Below are 15,505 nucleotides of genomic sequence, written 5' to 3'. Positions count from 1 at the left end.
GGCGCAGGCCGTTTCTTTTTGCTGAGATTAGTTTTCCAACCCCTTACTGACTACCTCATAGAGGTCTCTCGAAAGCTCACCACTGTCAGACACCCTCTGCAATGCGGATCGAATCTGCTCCGCCTCCAGTGCACGGTACTTTCGCCAGCGGGTGAGTGGTGTGACAATCCGTGCGGCAATTTGTGGATTTAACTTATCCAGCGCAATCACCTGTTCGGCTAAGAACGCATACCCAGTTCCGTCTTCCCGATGGAACTGAGTAAAGTTACGCATGGCAAAACCTCCGACTACCGCGCGCACTTTATTCGGATTGGTAAACTCGAACGCAGGGTGAGACATCAGCCCGCGCACCCGGCTCAGAGTTCCATAATTCGCGCTGCCCGCCTGCAGGCCAAACCAGGTTTCCACTACCTGCGTATCTTGCTGCCACTGCTGATAGAACGATTCAAGATACTCTTCAGCCTGTTCCGCGGGGCCAAATTCAATGAGCGCTGCAAGCGCGGCGGCAACATCCGTCATGTTTTCCCCGCGCCTAAACTGGCTTTCAGCCAACGCTAATGCATCCGCATTCCCGGAGGCGCAAAGGTACGTCAGACACGTATTCTTGAGGCTACGCTCGGCAATATCCGCCGCAACGGGTTGATAAGGCTTGCGTTGATCCAGTGACTGATAACGTTGAAGGAATTGTGATTCCAGAGTTTTAGCGATTGAGTCGCGTACGAATACGCGAGCGCCGATGATTGCCTGGGCATCTATGACTTCACCGTGTTCAGCCAGCTCTTGTGGACTTGGCAGCGTCAGCATCTTCGCAACCAACGCCGGGTCCAGCTGGGTATCCTCTAAAACAGCTGATAGGCCTTGTAACAAGGCCTCCGGTACCTGCATATCACCGCCAGCACGATAAGCGTGCTGTAATTGTGCAAGCGCATCAAACGCCAGTCGCTGACTTGCATCCCAGCGATTAAAAGAATCCGTATCGTGCTGCATCAAGAATAGAAGCTGATCACTTGTGTAGCGGTAACGCAGTTTTACCGGGGCGGAGAATCCACGCAGTAAAGATGGCAGGGGTCGCTCTGGAATATCTGCGAAGGTAAATGTCTGCGTCGCTTCCGTCAGATGTAATACCCGCTCGGTGCTTGCCTCTTTGTCCAGCGAAAGCTCCGCGCCATCCGCACCCAACAGGCTTACCGCTACCGGCATATGTAAGGGCTGTTTGTCGGTTTGCCCCGGCGTATCCGGAGTGTGCTGACGAATGGTTAAGTGGTATTCCTGTGCTTGCGCGTCGTACTTGTCCTCAACATCAAGCACCGGCGTACCGCCCTGACTATACCAACGGCGGAACTGGGTCAGGTCGGCACCATTGGCGTCTTCCATCGCCGCCACAAAATCTTCGCAGGTAACCGCGCAGCCATCGTGCCGTTCAAAGTAAAGGTCACTGCCGCGACGGAATGCTTTGGCGCCCAGGAGACGGTGGATCATGCGCACGACTTCTGCACCCTTTTCATACACGGTCAGGGTATAGAAGTTGGAGATTTCCATGTAGGAATCCGGACGTACCGGGTGTGACATCGGGCCAGCATCTTCGGCAAATTGAGCCGTACGCAGCAATGTGACATCTTCAATCCGCTTCACCCCACGGGAATTCATGTCTGCGGAAAACTCCGCGTCACGAAATACGGTAAACCCCTCTTTCAGGCTGAGCTGGAACCAGTCCCGACAGGTCACGCGGTTCCCGGACCAGTTATGAAAATATTCATGGGCTACAATCGCTTCGATACGCTGGAACGCTGCATCGGTCGCTGTTTCCGGGCTCGCGAGAACGCAAGCGGAATTGAAGATGTTCAATCCCTTGTTTTCCATCGCGCCCATGTTGAAATGATCTACGGCGACAATCATAAAGATATCCAGGTCATACTCGCGACCGTAGACTTCTTCATCCCACTTCATGGACTTCTTCAGAGACTCCATGGCGTGCGCGGTCTTGCCAATATTCTTTGGCTCAGTGAACAGCTGCAAAATCACTTTGCGGCCACTGCTCGTAGTAAAGTGATCTTCCACAAACTGCAGGTCACCAGCAACCAGGGCAAATAGATAGGAAGGTTTGGCGAACGGGTCTTCCCAGGTCACACGCAGACGCCCATCCTCGGTCATGCCGCTGTCAATCTTGTTTCCGTTTGAAAGAAGAACCGGGTAAGTGGCGGGCGCAACAATCGTGGTGGTAAACACACTCATAACATCCGGGCGATCCGGATAAAATGTGATCTTGCGGAACCCTTCCGCCTCGCACTGGGTGCAATACATACCGTTAGAAAGGTATAAGCCCTCCAGCGAAGTATTGCTTTCGGGTGCAATACGGGTCTGCACCTCCAGTACAAACGATTCTTTGTCCACAGTCAGCAACAATCCATCCGCTTGCTCGCTGTAGCGCTGCGCCGGCAGCAGCTCGCCATCTACCGCGACGGAAAGAAGCTCGAGATCGACCCCGTCGAGCCACAACGGTGGGAGTGTTCCGGCAGTATCGGCCGCCGGATTACGCCGGACCTGTAATCGCGACTTTACGAGCGTGGCGTGAGGATCGAGATCAAACGTCAGCTCCGTCCGGTCAATCAAATAATCCGGCACCTGATAGTCTTTCAGGAAAATTGTTTGCGGCTGTGTGTCTTGCATTCTAAACAGTCTCTAGTAAATCTTGTGGAGAGGCGGTTATCCCGCCTCCACATTGCAATCAATAAACTTGTGATTAGTAACCGGCAGCCTGGCCATCTTTTCGGCTTTCAGAAGCACCGTGGTAGACGCCGTTTTCTGTCTTCTGGATTGCCTGGTAGCCGCCATAGGGGCCGCTTTCAAAGCGGATTTGATGCCCCATCTGGACAAGTTTGCGCCGGGTTTCCATTGGAAATCCATCTTCCAGGCTCAGATAGCCACCGTCTTCCATCAGTTCATCGGTGGGCTGACTCGAACCACTGTGCAAAATTCGAGGGGCATCTCCGGCCTCCTGCACATTCATGCCGAAGTCCAGCATATTGATGACGATCTGCGCATGCATCTGTGGCTGGGTGGCACCGCCCATAACGCCGAAGCTCAACCAGGGGTTGCCATCCTTTGTTACAAACGCCGGGATAATGGTATGGAATGGACGCTTGCCCGGCTCGTACTGGTTGAAATGCCCTTCCTGCAAACTGAACATTTCCCCTCGATCCTGCAAGATAAAGCCCAGATCGCCGGGGGTCATACCAGATCCCATACCCCGATAATTACTCTGGATCAGAGACACCATGTTGCCGTCTTTGTCCGCGGTAGTGAGGTAGATAGTATCGCCGTGTCGTAGTGCAACGGTTCCTGCCTCGTAGCGCTTTGCCGCTTTATTGGGGTCAATCAAGGCACGACGTTTCTCTGCGTAGGATTTAGAGATCAGCTCCTGCACCGGTAGCTGGTTGAAATCCGGATCGGCGTAGTATTTGGCGCGATCCTCAAACGCGAGCTTTTTGGCCTCGGCAAAAAGATGAATGTATTCTGGGCTCGTACGTCCAAGCTTTTTCAGGTCGTAGCCTTCCAGAATATTGAGGATTTGCAGTGCTGCGATACCTTGGCCGTTCGGTGGCAGCTCCCATACATCGTACCCGCGGTAGTTGGTGGAAACTGGCTCCACCCAATCGGAAGTGTGGCCGGCCAGGTCCTCGTAAGACAGGAAACCACCATTGGCTTTCATATAGCGGTCGATCTCGCGCGCGATATCACCTTTATAAAAGGCATCGCGACCACCATCGGCAATTTTCTGCAGGGTGCTGCCAAGGCGGGGATTTCGAAAAAGGTCCCCCTCCTGCGGCGCCTTGCCGCCGGGCATATAAGTCTCCCGGAACCCTGGGAACTTCTCCAGCTTGGGAACCGAGCGATTCCAGTAGTAAGCCACCAGCTGAGTAACCGGAAACCCTTCATTGGCATATCGAATGGTTGGCGCCAGCAGTTCCTGCATGGGCAACTTGCCAAATTTTTCATGCAGCTCGAACCAGCCATCTACCGCGCCCGGCACTGAAACGGGCAAAGGACCATGAGATGGTATTTTTTCCAGACTATTATCGGCAAAATAATTAAATGGCAGGGATTTTGGCGACCGGCCACTGGCATTTAGCCCGTGCAGCTTCTTATCTTTGGCGCTCCAGATAATTGCGAACAAATCCCCGCCAATTCCGTTGCCTGTTGGCTCCATCAGCCCCTGAGCGGCATTGGCAGCAATTGCTGCGTCCACGGCACTGCCACCCTTTTTCAGAATATCCAGCGCCACTTGCGTCGCTAAGGGGTGGCTAGTGGCGGCCATGCCCTGCGTCGCCAAGACCGGTGAGCGACTTGCGAACCCTTGCCCGTTAACACGGTCATAAGCTGTAACACTGGCGGAAAACAATAAGGTGCTTAGAAATGCACCGGCTGTCGCAGTTGCCGCCCGCACTATTCGCGATGTTTTCGGCACTTGGGCGCCATCGCACATGCAACGCTTGAGGAAAAATGTCATCTGGAATTTCACAATAACTGCCCTTCTCGTTATTCTCAGAACAAGTCTCTCTGTAATAGCCATACCGGTCAACTGAGGTATTCGCGCGCGTGACATCCCGCCTCCCCCAACGCAACGCGAAGGTGCTGGTACGCTATTTTGTCGTTTTTACCCTGGCGATTCTTGTTACTGGAATTGTTACTGGGGTGGCCACCTGGGTCACTCGACACACCTGGCTGCCCTGGTTAATAAATCAGCAACTCGATAACGCGCGCGTGACCTCGATTGAGCGGCTTCAGGTATCCCGAGACGATGGCGACTGGCGTGCGAATATCCAGCAATTGGTCATAGAAACGGAACAAGACCAGCAAATTCTCCTGGCCAACCTCCAGATACAACCATTCAACGATCTGATCGCCCACGTTTTCACTGCCAACAGTGAGGCCGCTCCCAAAGCGGAGGTATCCATCGATCAGCTGACTATCGAGAAGATCGGAGATGCCACCGCGCGACCGGCGCCCGGCACAGCAGGACAGGAACCTGAATCAAAGGCCACTACTACCCGTGAATCCGATTCCGGTCGTTCCCAATCCACAAAAGTAGACCAGGACGAAGACACAGAGCGCGAAGCTCTAATAATCAGCGACCTGCTTCAACAGCTACAAGCGCTACCTGTGCGGAGTGTCGAAATTCGTACAATTCAGGTCCCCGACCATTTACCCGGATACTCTACTGCACAATTTTCTCGCAATAGCCAGGGCTCCATTACGGGGGATATACGCAACTCACAGTGCGATGGATGCCTGCTGTCAGTGGACATACGACCGATTAGCGACCGCCCAAAATTTCAGTTTGAACTCACTCATGATCAAGATGTGGTTGCGAGTGTTTCAGGCCACCTACGAAAACTCCCCGACAGCGCTCCTGCAGCGTGGGATCTTTCTAGCAACACCCAGCTCGTCGCAGAGCGGTTATCCACACTAACCGCAAATATCGGACAACAGCTGCCCTCTTCGTCCACAGAGAACTGGCACAGCGGGCTCGCCCTGCTCACGCAAAGCCGAGGGTCAGCTTCGATTAGCCTACGCGGACAGATTAATGATGAGATCCAAGGACTGCACGGTATCAGTGATCTTCACAGCGATATCCAAGTTGAAAACCTGACGGTACCCCTCCCCAAAAAACTCATGGGTACTCCAGTACTCATCACCACAAACACCAGATCACCGATTTCCGTCGAACTCGATAGCCTGCAGCCACTTTCAGCACAAAAGATCCGTGGTGAGCTCTCAATACAGGTTCAAGGCCCGCAAGCAGATAAAGATGTACCACTACTCAATGCCAGACTCCGCCTTGCGGAGTCCGTGGAAAGCTTGCCCCTGGTTGCGATCGATACAGACCTTGATCTGGCGAATTGGCAAGAAGTACTCGAGCACCCGACCATTAAAAAACGTTTGGCGGGATATGAGGTAAAGCGACTATCCGGCACGCACGCTGTGTCCACAACATTTACGCTCCCCAAGTTGAACACCGAACTTCTTGGCGAACGGCAACGTATCAGCGATTTGTCAGTAGAATGGAAATCATCTAACAAAACCGAATTCCTACTGAAACAACCGGAATCCAAAACACCGGCGGCATTACAAGATTGGCGCACGACAAAAGTCACTCTTCCCCGTGATCAAGCAGTGTCCTTCAGCGCCAAGAAAATTCCAGGCCCAATGCAGGTAAGTACGCCCCAACTTATGGTGACTATGGAGGCCCCTGCGCAGTCTAAAGAACGTCCCAACGCCAAAATCGAAGGCAAGCTGCTGGAAGTTAAGTGTGCAGACATTCTGTCCAAAGCCTGTACATTTCAACTGGACGCAAAGGCTTCAAATCTCAGTCTTGCGCAAGAAAATACTCTCATAGAAAACCTTACTCTACAGACTGAAGTAGCATTGTCTGGAAATGTGGATAGCGCATCGACCGTTGTCGATCTCCGCGTCCTGAACATGACGGTAGATAAAAGCACATCAGGCGAAATAAGCGCTGACAACTCTGAGCTATTTTCCCCTGAAGCACACTGCGAAATTGATGCGACAAAAACGCATTGTGAGTCACCACAAATTGCTGTCAGCTTCGCACCTATGGCACTTGCAGAACATAGCCTTGAGGGAATCGTGTTTCTCGAGGATTTTAACTTTACGACATTACGGGCCCAAACTTCGATAAACGCAGCCCAGAATAGCGCGATAACTTCCGGTTTCTCTAATTATCGTGCAGACCAACTTGCCATCAAAACCGTAGATGCATTGACGATACAATTGGCATCCCACGGGAAATTTGAGTTCAATGACAAACAGTTAACCGGGACCAGCACCGTCACCAGTGGCCCTCTGCAATTTAATAGCAACTGGCAACACAATCGCAAAAAGCAAGAAGGGATGCTGGAACTTGTACTCCCTTCCACCAAATTCAGCCGCAGTAACTCACTGGCAATGGGTGTAGATGGACTGCCTGCCAACCTGATAGGAGGAAAACTCGAAGGCACTGCAAAACTCCATTGGCCAGATAACCAACAGGATATCGCCCAGGCCTCTTTATCGGATGCCGTTGTTCAATACAATAACAGCTATGCGCTAGGGATAGATTCCACAATATCTCTTGAGCGAGAGGGTGACTCATGGGCGACAACCGGCCCAGCGCGAGTTACTGCTGACACTGTTGATGCGGGTGTCGCCCTTAACAATCTGCACTTCGACCTGACTATCAGCGCATCTGGTGATCTTATACTGAAGAATTTTTCGTCTGAACTGCTCGAGGGAGCCCTGACTTCAGACATGGTTAAATGGAACTTCGGTGGGGAAAAGCGACAATCCACCTTCCAGTTCACCGGTATTTCTCTGCGCGCACTGACCACCGAACTGGAGTCGACCAATTTTTCCGCAAGTGGGCTATTGGATGCAACGATACCGATTACCACAGATGCCCAGGGCGTTACGGTCAAAGGCGGAAGCTTACAATCCCGGCCACCGGGTGGACGTATGCGCTACTACGGCGCATTCTCCCCGCAAATGCTATCCAGCAACCCACAATTGAAACTGGTGGCTGGAGCGCTGGAGGATTACACCTACCGGGACATTCATGGCACTATTCAATATCCATTGAGTGGTGATTTGCAGCTCAACTTGAAGCTAACAGGGAACAGCCAGGCGATAGACGCGAAGCGCGACCTGATCATTAATCTGAACCTGGAAAACAATGTCCCCAGCATGCTTCGGTCACTGCAGGCTAGCCGTGATTTAACCGATGTGTTGGAGCAACAAGCCCAGTGAGTAAGCCTAATCGAACAGATCCAGGTCAGCCCCCATATTGGGCGCCAAATCCCCACCGGGTTCCATGTGTTCAGGAACGGTTAATCCTGAACTATCTATAGTAATCAGCAACCATTGCGTGTATCCCCCATCGGTTTGGCAGGATGCCAGCAATTGGTGCGTTTTCGGCTCTTTCCTCTACGCGATCCAAGTAGCGCTGAAAGAGTCATTACCCGAGAGCCGCAGGAGTTTGTAGTGAACCAAGCAGACAGTTTGAAGCCCCTGGCCCTGTGGGGCGCACTGGCGCTCAGTGGGACCCTGATCGGATGTACCCCCACCGTAGCGGTCCAGGCCCCAAGCGAGCCAATTACCGTGAATCTCAATGTGAAAATCGAGCACGAGATTCGTGTAAAGGTTGACAAAGAACTGGACGACTTGTTTGAAGACAAGGAAGGCATTTTCTAGAGCGGACAGAAAATACGTCGCAGCTGGATAATTGAAGGATACACAAACATGCTAAACACTTTTATTTCTCGCGCAGAACACGCCTTGCCGACGAAGCGCACACGTAAGCCATTGCTTGCAAGCGCACTAATAATTTTCGCCTTTCTGTTCGCCCTTCCCGCGAGTGCTATTACGCTCAAACAGGCGCAAACTCAAGGTCTGGTTGGGGAGGCAAACAGCGGTTATATCGCTATTGTGCAGGACAGTTCGCCAGAGCTGGAAAAACTGGTGAACGAGGTAAACCGCAAGCGTAAAAACGAGTATGCGGCAATCGCCAAGCGTAACAAGATTGACATCAGTCAGGTAGCCGCCCGGGCAGCAGAAAAGTTAGAAGCCCGACTCAAGAAAGGTGAGTACTATCAGGACAATCTGGGGCGCTGGAAACAAAAGTAGCGATTTCAAGGCATAAAAAAAACCCGCAACCTGAGTTGCGGGTTTTTTGGACTTAAGCGATTTTCAATCTGTACTGATCAGAGATTCGCAAACAGCGACATACCGTCGAGCCCTTGCCCCTCCATGACTTCGCGTAGACGCTTAAGCGCATCCACTTGAATTTGGCGTACACGCTCGCGGGTCAGACCTATTTCACGACCGACTTCTTCCAGGGTACTGGCTTCGTAGCCTCGCAGCCCAAACCGGCGCGAAACCACTTCACACTGCTTATCTGGCAACTCGCCCAACCAGCGGTTAATGCTGTCAAACAAGTCGGTATCTTGCAGCAATTCCGCAGGATCCGATTCATGCTGGTCAGGAATGGTGTCCACCAACGTTTTCTCAGACGAAGGGCCGATTGGCGTATCGACTGAAGTAACGCGTTCATTAAGGCCGAGCATACGCTCTACGTCTTCAACGGGTTTTTCCAGTAAATTGGCGATTTCTTCCGCCGTTGGCTCATGATCCAGCTTCTGAGCCAGTTCCCGAGAGGCACGGAGGTAAACATTAAGCTCTTTCACAACATGAATGGGCAAACGGATGGTCCGCGTTTGATTCATGATGGCACGCTCAATGGTTTGGCGAATCCACCAAGTAGCGTAAGTCGAGAAACGGAAACCCCGTTCAGGGTCAAACTTCTCCACCGCACGGATAAGACCGAGGTTACCTTCCTCGATTAAGTCCAGGAGCGCGAGACCACGACTAACGTAACGACGGGCTATTTTCACAACCAGTCGCAAGTTACTTTCAATCATGCGCTTGCGGGCCGCCGCATCGCCACGTAGCGCTTTACGCGCATAGTAGACTTCTTCTTCGGCGGTTAATAATGGGGAGAATCCGATTTCGTTGAGATATAACTGGGTAGCGTCGAGGTTTTTTTGCCCGGCTGCATCGTCGAGCTTTCGTATGGTTGTTTTTGTAGATGTGGTTTTCGAAGTGGACTTCGATGTCTTGTGGGAGATTGTTTCAGAGTTTTTTTTTGCCGTTTTACTCCGGGTACGGCTTGTTTTGGTTTCGGTTAAGGTTTTTTCCTGATCGAAGGACTCCGGCGCGACATCTGTCTTAGCACCAAAATCCATCTGATCATGACGTTGTGCTTCCATTTCCCCAACTCCTTGTACTTTGCCTGTATCAGTCGCTGGCGACAGCATTCGATCACTGAATCGGCCGCTGTCAGCTGCGACAGCCTCCGGTCTCGGCAACTCACCGTCACTGGTGAGTAGGGTCACTGCAGGGCAGCTACTTCCGATCCCGGTGACTACCTCAAGTGGTTATAAATAAAAATCCATTTTTATTGCACAACAGCGTATGGGTGAGCGGTTATCGCGCTTATTTCGGCAGGCCCCTTATGGCAGGTATGCCAATGGGTCTACCGGCTGGCCATTCTTGCGAATTTCAAAGTGGAGCATATCGCGGTCAGTACCACTTGAACCCAATTCCGCTATCCGTTGCCCTGCTCTGACTTTCGTGCCCTCGCCAACAAGTAACTTGTCGTTGTGGGCATAAGCACTGAGGAACGCCTCGTTGTGCTTGATGATCAAAAGCTTACCGTAACCTCTCAGTGCGCTTCCGGCGTAAATCACTGTGCCATCCGCCGCTGCCTGAACAGATTCCCCCTTTTTCCCGGCGATATCAACACCCTTGCGCAAGGGGTCGTTGGCCTGAAAACGAGAGAGCACCCTGCCACGAACCGGCCAACGCCATTTTGTGACATTTTTATTACCGTCCGAAATTGACGAATTTTTCACAACCTTCGGTACAGGCTTGGATGCCTTGGCTGGCGCTTGACGAGTCACTTTCTTTGTTTTCGCAACGGTCTTGGCTACCGGCTGGTTAGTCACAACAGGAGCCCGCCCAGTCAGCGCGAGGCGCTGCCCGGGAAATATCCGATAAGGCGCGGGGATACGATTTACTGACGCTAACTCTTTGAAATCTTTACCGTAACGCCATGCGATGGAGTAAAGGGTCTCACCTTTGCTGACAGTGTGGTGGCGAATCTTTTGGCTTGGGGGTTGCTTCAAGGAGGAAGTTGGGGCCAGATTACTCGCGCACGAAGCAAGCAGAAGCGCTGCACAGAAAACAACTACAAGCCGACCCAGAAAATTGGGACAAAGACGCAAAAAGCATCCACCAAAGCCGGCAGATATGGCCTCAAAATGTCGATAAATGCGCCGTTTCATTATTCTCTTTTTACATCAAAGGGGTCCATTTATGGAAAAAGCGTCTAAAGAAAATCGCTGAATCAGTGGCCTTTGACAGCCAATAAATCTGTTTACAACTAATTTACGTAGACATCATCTGGTCGCGCACAGCTGATACATCCTACCGTGTATGCTGCGAACCTGAACCGGGTCTAGGATGACCCGTTTCACCGTAGGTTATTCTCCATTTTCCTGTGCAACTTTTCCTACATGCCGGCCATGGATCCATTCGAGCGCAAGCACCAGAATCACAGCTCCCAGAGCAGCAGCCGCCGCCCCTACAAAATAAGAAGGCTGTCCGGTGACGACGGTAAACTCCATTGGCCACACGTTAGACAACATTGGCGCCAGCTTGGCACTTCTCAGTTCTCCCACAGCGCCGTTGGCGAGCTTCCAGGGCCACACGATTTTCAGGCTCCCCAACAGCACACCGACAAGAAATGAAAGCGTTACAGAAGGAAAACGGTGCATTAGCCAGGAAAGTACCCGGCTGAACAATAACAATCCACAGCCTGCTCCAGCTGCAAACCAAACCAGTGCGCCGATCTCCAGTTCGTGGACCGCACTGATCACCTGTGGGTAAATACCGATCATTAGCAGAATGAAAGAACCGGAGATTCCGGGCAAGATCATCGCACAGATCGCCAAAGCACCTGAAAAGAACAAGGTATACGGCGTTGCGACTATCTCTGTCGGTCGCATTTCACTAACTAAAATGGCCAGGACAACCCCAGATACAAGAGCCAACCAGCTGGACCACTGCCAATGCATTACCCGGCGGGCGATCGGTACCACGGAGGCGAGAATCAAACCAAAGAAGAACGACCAAACGAGAATTGGGTAATTTTCGAGCAGAAAACTGATCAGCTTGGCCAAGCTGAAAATACTAATAAGAACGCCGCTGAAGAGTGCCAACAAGAAGCTTCCGTTGATTTCTCGCCAGGTGGCGGCAATACCATTCCGGAATACAGACACTACGGTATGCGGACCAATTTTACTCAGAGAATCGAGCAGCTCCTGATAAATGCCGGTAATAAAGGCAATTGTGCCTCCAGAAACACCCGGAACAACATCCGCGGCACCCATGGCAAGGCCACGCAAGCCAACGCCCCAGTAACGACTTCGCAAAATGGTATTTGTCGACGCCTTGTTCCCTGTGGCCATTAACGCACCACGCCACTTAGCAGGGGTACAAACCGAACCGGCTCGGCTTTTTCCACATCAAAGCGCTCTCCGTCTTCGCTGCGAGTGACAATCGTCAGGTACTGGCGCTCACTCCCCACAGGAATGACCATCACCCCGCCCGGTGCCAGCTGCTCACGCAATTCGTCGGGAACCGTCGCGGGCGCTGCCGCGCAAAGAATGGCATCAAAGGTTTCCTGTTCCGGCCAACCGAAACCGCCACCGCTCAGGCGCATTTCCACATTAAATATCCCCAATTCACGCATCCGCTGACGAGCTTTGACCAACAGGGGTTCAACCCGTTCCACGGAATACAGTTTCTCAACCAAGCGGGCGAGAATGGCGGTTTGGTAGCCTGAGCCGGCGCCAACCTCTAATACGCGTGCCCGCGATGAGGCTCTGCTCAGCAGTAGCTCGGTCATTCGAGCAACAATGTAGGGTTGGGAAATTGTCTGCCCATAGCCAATGGGCAATGCAGTGTCTTCGTAGGCGCGAATCGCCAGGGCTTCATCCAAAAACAGGTGACGGGGCGTGGATGCCATAACATCCAGCACTTCTTCGTTACTGATCCCCTCGTCACGCAAGCGTTGAATCAAACGGTTGCGGGTGCGCTGGGACGTCATACCCAGGCCTTCATGTCTAAATCGATCCATAAGGATTGATAGTCTCCCTACAAGCAAATCACCGGCCCCCGAGCAGTCCTCCCAAAAAGAACCACGCTTTCCGGCGATTGACCGGGAAGACACTCGCTCCCACGGTCACAGTTTGTTGTCGTTAGTTTTTACTTATTTTAGGGCCACAGAAGATTGATTGGCCAGTTCGGCCACTTCCCGCAGCAGCGCAGTGGCAAATGTGCCCGGTGGCAAAGCGAAGTTAAGGACTAAATCTCTGCCCGTTTCCTGCTCCTCCCACCGGTACTCAAACCCTTGGGGTATCAACATTAATGGTCTGCGCTCTTGGCTCAAACCACCATGCTCCAACCAGTCCTGCCAGGTTTGCCAAGGCGCCATCGCGTTTTGCTCCAGCGAGAGCTGCTCGCCAGAGGCCGTATTCCTTCCGCGCCCCCATAGTGGGCCACTGCCTGTCGCTTCCGGCTCCCCTGCCAGGGCTTCCATCCACGTGCCTTGTTCTACCCGTGCAGCCAGTACCTGGTTAAAAAGCCAACTGCGCGCTGCGGACAAGGCAAACGCTTTCTGGTTGCGCGGCAGGCGTTTGCGCTTGCCGGCGATCGGCTCCGCCACGATACGATCTACCAGGCTCAGGTTACCGCCGTTGTGGCCGAAACGCTGCTCACCAAAATAATTGGGTACCCCTCGGTGTATCTGCGAGAGTACGGTTTCTGCAGCTGAATAATTACCGGTTACGTTGCGCAGCCGAATCTGGAAACGGTTCGCCAAATGCTCACCGCGGCGCAGCTTGCGCGCACCGCGAAAGTGCCGCAGCACCTGAACTTCCTCATTGTTCAGTTGTATCCAATCGGGCTCTGGCTTCTGTGCCAGCCAGACACTGAACCATTGGGTAGTCACCGCATGACGATCTTTCAGGCCAAAGTAGCCCACATCATTACTTTGCACGCCGGCGAGTTGAGCCAGTTGCTGAGCAACGAAACCCGTATTGGCGCCACGCTTGCGAATATGTAAATAGACGTGCTCACCAGCCTCCTCCTGAGGGGACGCCAGTTCATCCACCACAAAGTCTTCCGGCTCACTGCGAAAGTCCGCCTGCACTGCGGCTCCGCCGAGCGCACGGGGCCAATTCAGATCCCAGGCTTGCTCACCTTCTTTTTCAGAATGATTTACGGACTCGTTCACAGCTTCTCCAGCAACACCACCGCTTGGGCGGCGATACCTTCTTTACGACCGGTAAAGCCGAGCTTTTCGCTGGTGGTCGCTTTAACACTGATTGCACCGGTATCCACGGCGCAGTCTGCAGCGATATTTACGCGCATGGCATCGATGTGTGGTGCCATTTTGGGAGCCTGGGCAACCAGTGTGGCGTCGGCATTAACCAGGCGGTAGCCCTGCTGATGAATCAGACCCACTACATGGCGCAGTAACACGCGGCTGTCTGCACCGGAATAAGCGGCATCCGTATCCGGAAAATGCTTGCCGATATCGCCGAGGGCCAGTGCGCCCAGTAACGCGTCGGCAAGGGCATGCAGCAGCACATCTCCATCAGAGTGTGCGACCAACCCCTGATCGTGTGGAATACGAACGCCCCCCAGGACGACGTGATCTCCGGGACCGAAGGCATGTACATCAATGCCCTGGCCAATTCTGAGGCTCATAGTTTGTTTCCTGATGAGGCGCCGTCGGACCGGTGGCGAAGCAGGGCTTCTGCGAGCACCAGATCTGACGGATGGGTAATTTTGAAGTTGCTACAGCAGGCCGCTACCAGCTCGGGGGCATGGCCCGCTAATTCGAGTGCGCTGGCTTCGTCAGTGATTGCCTTTGGGTTCTCATCAAGGCCACGTTGCAGTGCTTGCAGCAAGGTGCCGAGCGGTGCTTTCTGTGGTGTCTGCGCCAGCCAGATTTGTTCTCTGGGCAGAGTTTGCCTTACAGAATTCGCTTCACCGGCGAGCTTAACGGTATCGCTGGCGGGCTGGGCAAGCAGTGCCATGGGGGCGGCGGCGAGAAGTTTGTCGATGTCTTCAGTACTGACCAGCGGTCGTGCGGCATCATGGACCAACACTAAGGTGGCCGGTGATTGGTGCTGACTGAGGTACTCGAGGGCGGCAAGAACAGAGTCGGCGCGCTCGGCACCGCCAATAACGGTTTGGACTTTGTCGTCCTGCGCACAATCCAGTGTTGCGAATACAGCGTCGTCTGCGGAAAGCGCAACAACAACGCCTTTCAGTCCGGGCCAGGACAATATGTTTTCGAGGGTATGGGCGATGAGTGGCTTGCCATCAATGGGCAGGTACTGCTTGGGTGTCTTTGCGCCCATGCGTTTGCCGGCGCCAGCGGCAGGCACTACGACCCAGTAATCGGTGGTCGCGTGGCTATCTGAGGGGATCATTGTTTTTCTCGCTGTGACTGCGCAGGATTTTTGTGCTCATCCTGATCGAGAAAAATAAACAGGGTTTCGCCTTCTTTGATAAGGCCGAGGTCATAACGGGCTTTGGCTTCGACGCCGTCGGTGCCTTCTTTAAGGCTACGGACTTCCCTTAGGAGGTGGCGGTTTTCCCGCTCAAGTGCAGCATTTTTTCGCTGCTGCTCTTCAAGCTGCCGTTCCAGTCTGGTCACATCCGCAAAACTGCCCTCGCCCACCCACAATCGGTATTGGGAGACCAGCAGCATTACTGTGAGGATTGCCAGCAGCCATTTCATTTGTCTTCTTCTCTATCTGGCGTTTCGGGGCTCGCACGAGTTGGGTTTCGTGGCGTCACTGCTGCCGACGGTCCT

At 53.1% G+C, this 15,505-nt stretch carries 13 protein-coding genes; 3 read left to right on the top strand and 10 right to left on the bottom strand.

What is annotated here, in order from left to right; all coding sequences use genetic code 11:
* Window positions 1-27: 27 nt before the first annotated feature.
* A complete protein-coding gene (pepN, locus tag LCM31_RS10810; RefSeq protein WP_224869999.1) occupies window positions 28-2,667 on the bottom strand; it encodes an aminopeptidase N in 2,640 nt (879 codons plus the stop codon).
* 73 nt (window positions 2,668-2,740) lie between these two features.
* A complete protein-coding gene (gene ggt, locus LCM31_RS10805; protein ID WP_224869997.1) occupies window positions 2,741-4,315 on the bottom strand; it encodes a gamma-glutamyltransferase in 1,575 nt (524 codons plus the stop codon).
* A gap of 281 nt (window positions 4,316-4,596) precedes the next feature.
* Here ggt and LCM31_RS16410 point away from each other — a divergent pair, with 281 nt between their 5' ends.
* The 3 genes from LCM31_RS16410 to LCM31_RS10790 all read left to right on the top strand — a co-directional run bounded on the left by LCM31_RS16410 (window position 4,597) and on the right by LCM31_RS10790 (window position 8,679).
* Window positions 4,597-7,803: an intermembrane phospholipid transport protein YdbH family protein gene (locus LCM31_RS16410; protein WP_224869995.1), complete on the top strand. Its 3,207-nt coding sequence runs from the start codon at window positions 4,597-4,599 to the stop codon at window positions 7,801-7,803.
* Between the two features lie 234 nt (window positions 7,804-8,037).
* The gene (locus LCM31_RS10795) at window positions 8,038-8,247 is read left to right on the top strand and encodes a YnbE family lipoprotein (protein WP_404804390.1); all 210 of its coding nucleotides are present in this window, start codon (window positions 8,038-8,040) and stop codon (window positions 8,245-8,247) included.
* Window positions 8,248-8,295: 48 nt separating this feature from the next.
* Window positions 8,296-8,679 carry a YdbL family protein gene (locus LCM31_RS10790; RefSeq protein ID WP_224869993.1) on the top strand — a complete coding sequence of 128 codons (384 nt, stop codon included), beginning with the start codon at window positions 8,296-8,298 and terminating at the stop codon, window positions 8,677-8,679.
* A 77-nt stretch (window positions 8,680-8,756) separates the two neighbouring features.
* On the opposite strand, the gene rpoS is transcribed toward LCM31_RS10790, so the two are convergent.
* The 8 genes from rpoS to LCM31_RS10750 form a co-directional block, all read right to left on the bottom strand.
* On the bottom strand, window positions 8,757-9,821 hold the full coding sequence (rpoS, locus tag LCM31_RS10785) for an RNA polymerase sigma factor RpoS (RefSeq protein WP_224869992.1): 1,065 nt from the start codon (window positions 9,819-9,821) through the stop codon (window positions 8,757-8,759).
* A gap of 243 nt (window positions 9,822-10,064) precedes the next feature.
* Window positions 10,065-10,898, bottom strand: a complete 834-nt coding sequence (locus tag LCM31_RS10780; RefSeq protein ID WP_224869991.1) for a peptidoglycan DD-metalloendopeptidase family protein — start codon at window positions 10,896-10,898, stop codon at window positions 10,065-10,067.
* A 198-nt stretch (window positions 10,899-11,096) separates the two neighbouring features.
* Window positions 11,097-12,083: a DUF368 domain-containing protein gene (locus tag LCM31_RS10775; protein ID WP_224869990.1), complete on the bottom strand. Its 987-nt coding sequence runs from the start codon at window positions 12,081-12,083 to the stop codon at window positions 11,097-11,099.
* Entirely contained in the window at window positions 12,083-12,754 is a 672-nt protein-coding gene (locus tag LCM31_RS10770) for a protein-L-isoaspartate(D-aspartate) O-methyltransferase (RefSeq protein WP_224869989.1), read from the bottom strand. The genes LCM31_RS10775 and LCM31_RS10770 overlap by 1 nt, the downstream gene beginning before the upstream one ends.
* A 132-nt stretch (window positions 12,755-12,886) precedes the next feature.
* Window positions 12,887-13,912 carry a tRNA pseudouridine(13) synthase TruD gene (gene truD / locus LCM31_RS10765; protein ID WP_224869988.1) on the bottom strand — a complete coding sequence of 342 codons (1,026 nt, stop codon included), beginning with the start codon at window positions 13,910-13,912 and terminating at the stop codon, window positions 12,887-12,889.
* On the bottom strand, window positions 13,909-14,388 hold the full coding sequence (gene ispF / locus LCM31_RS10760; RefSeq protein WP_224869987.1) for a 2-C-methyl-D-erythritol 2,4-cyclodiphosphate synthase: 480 nt from the start codon (window positions 14,386-14,388) through the stop codon (window positions 13,909-13,911). Before ispF ends, truD begins: the two co-directional genes overlap by 4 nt.
* Complete coding sequence (gene ispD, locus LCM31_RS10755; RefSeq protein ID WP_224869986.1) at window positions 14,385-15,119, bottom strand: 2-C-methyl-D-erythritol 4-phosphate cytidylyltransferase; 735 nt, start codon at window positions 15,117-15,119, stop codon at window positions 14,385-14,387. The genes ispF and ispD overlap by 4 nt, the downstream gene beginning before the upstream one ends.
* Window positions 15,116-15,430: a septum formation initiator family protein gene (locus LCM31_RS10750; RefSeq protein ID WP_224869985.1), complete on the bottom strand. Its 315-nt coding sequence runs from the start codon at window positions 15,428-15,430 to the stop codon at window positions 15,116-15,118. Before LCM31_RS10750 ends, ispD begins: the two co-directional genes overlap by 4 nt.
* Window positions 15,431-15,505 lie beyond the last annotated feature (75 nt).

This window comes from Microbulbifer agarilyticus, assembly GCF_020171345.1.
GTDB lineage: Bacteria > Pseudomonadota > Gammaproteobacteria > Pseudomonadales > Cellvibrionaceae > Microbulbifer > Microbulbifer agarilyticus_D.
The sequence above is the reverse complement of the archived record's forward strand: the minus strand, read 5'-3'. Positions and strand labels throughout refer to the sequence as shown.

Bases quoted from the DNA above. Each gene is read 5' to 3' on its own strand.
- LCM31_RS10770 (WP_224869989.1), bottom strand. From the start codon at position 12,754: ATGGATCGATTTAGACATGAAGGCCTGGGTATGACGTCCCAGCGCACC.
- pepN (WP_224869999.1), bottom strand. From the start codon at position 2,667: ATGCAAGACACACAGCCGCAAACAATTTTCCTGAAAGACTATCAGGTG.
- LCM31_RS10775 (WP_224869990.1), bottom strand. From the start codon at position 12,083: ATGGCCACAGGGAACAAGGCGTCGACAAATACCATTTTGCGAAGTCGT.
- ispD (WP_224869986.1), bottom strand. From the start codon at position 15,119: ATGATCCCCTCAGATAGCCACGCGACCACCGATTACTGGGTCGTAGTG.
- ispF (WP_224869987.1), bottom strand. From the start codon at position 14,388: ATGAGCCTCAGAATTGGCCAGGGCATTGATGTACATGCCTTCGGTCCC.
- ggt (WP_224869997.1), bottom strand. From the start codon at position 4,315: ATGGCCGCCACTAGCCACCCCTTAGCGACGCAAGTGGCGCTGGATATT.
- rpoS (WP_224869992.1), bottom strand. From the start codon at position 9,821: ATGGAAGCACAACGTCATGATCAGATGGATTTTGGTGCTAAGACAGAT.
- LCM31_RS10750 (WP_224869985.1), bottom strand. From the start codon at position 15,430: ATGAAATGGCTGCTGGCAATCCTCACAGTAATGCTGCTGGTCTCCCAA.
- LCM31_RS10780 (WP_224869991.1), bottom strand. From the start codon at position 10,898: ATGAAACGGCGCATTTATCGACATTTTGAGGCCATATCTGCCGGCTTT.
- LCM31_RS10790 (WP_224869993.1), top strand. From the start codon at position 8,296: ATGCTAAACACTTTTATTTCTCGCGCAGAACACGCCTTGCCGACGAAG.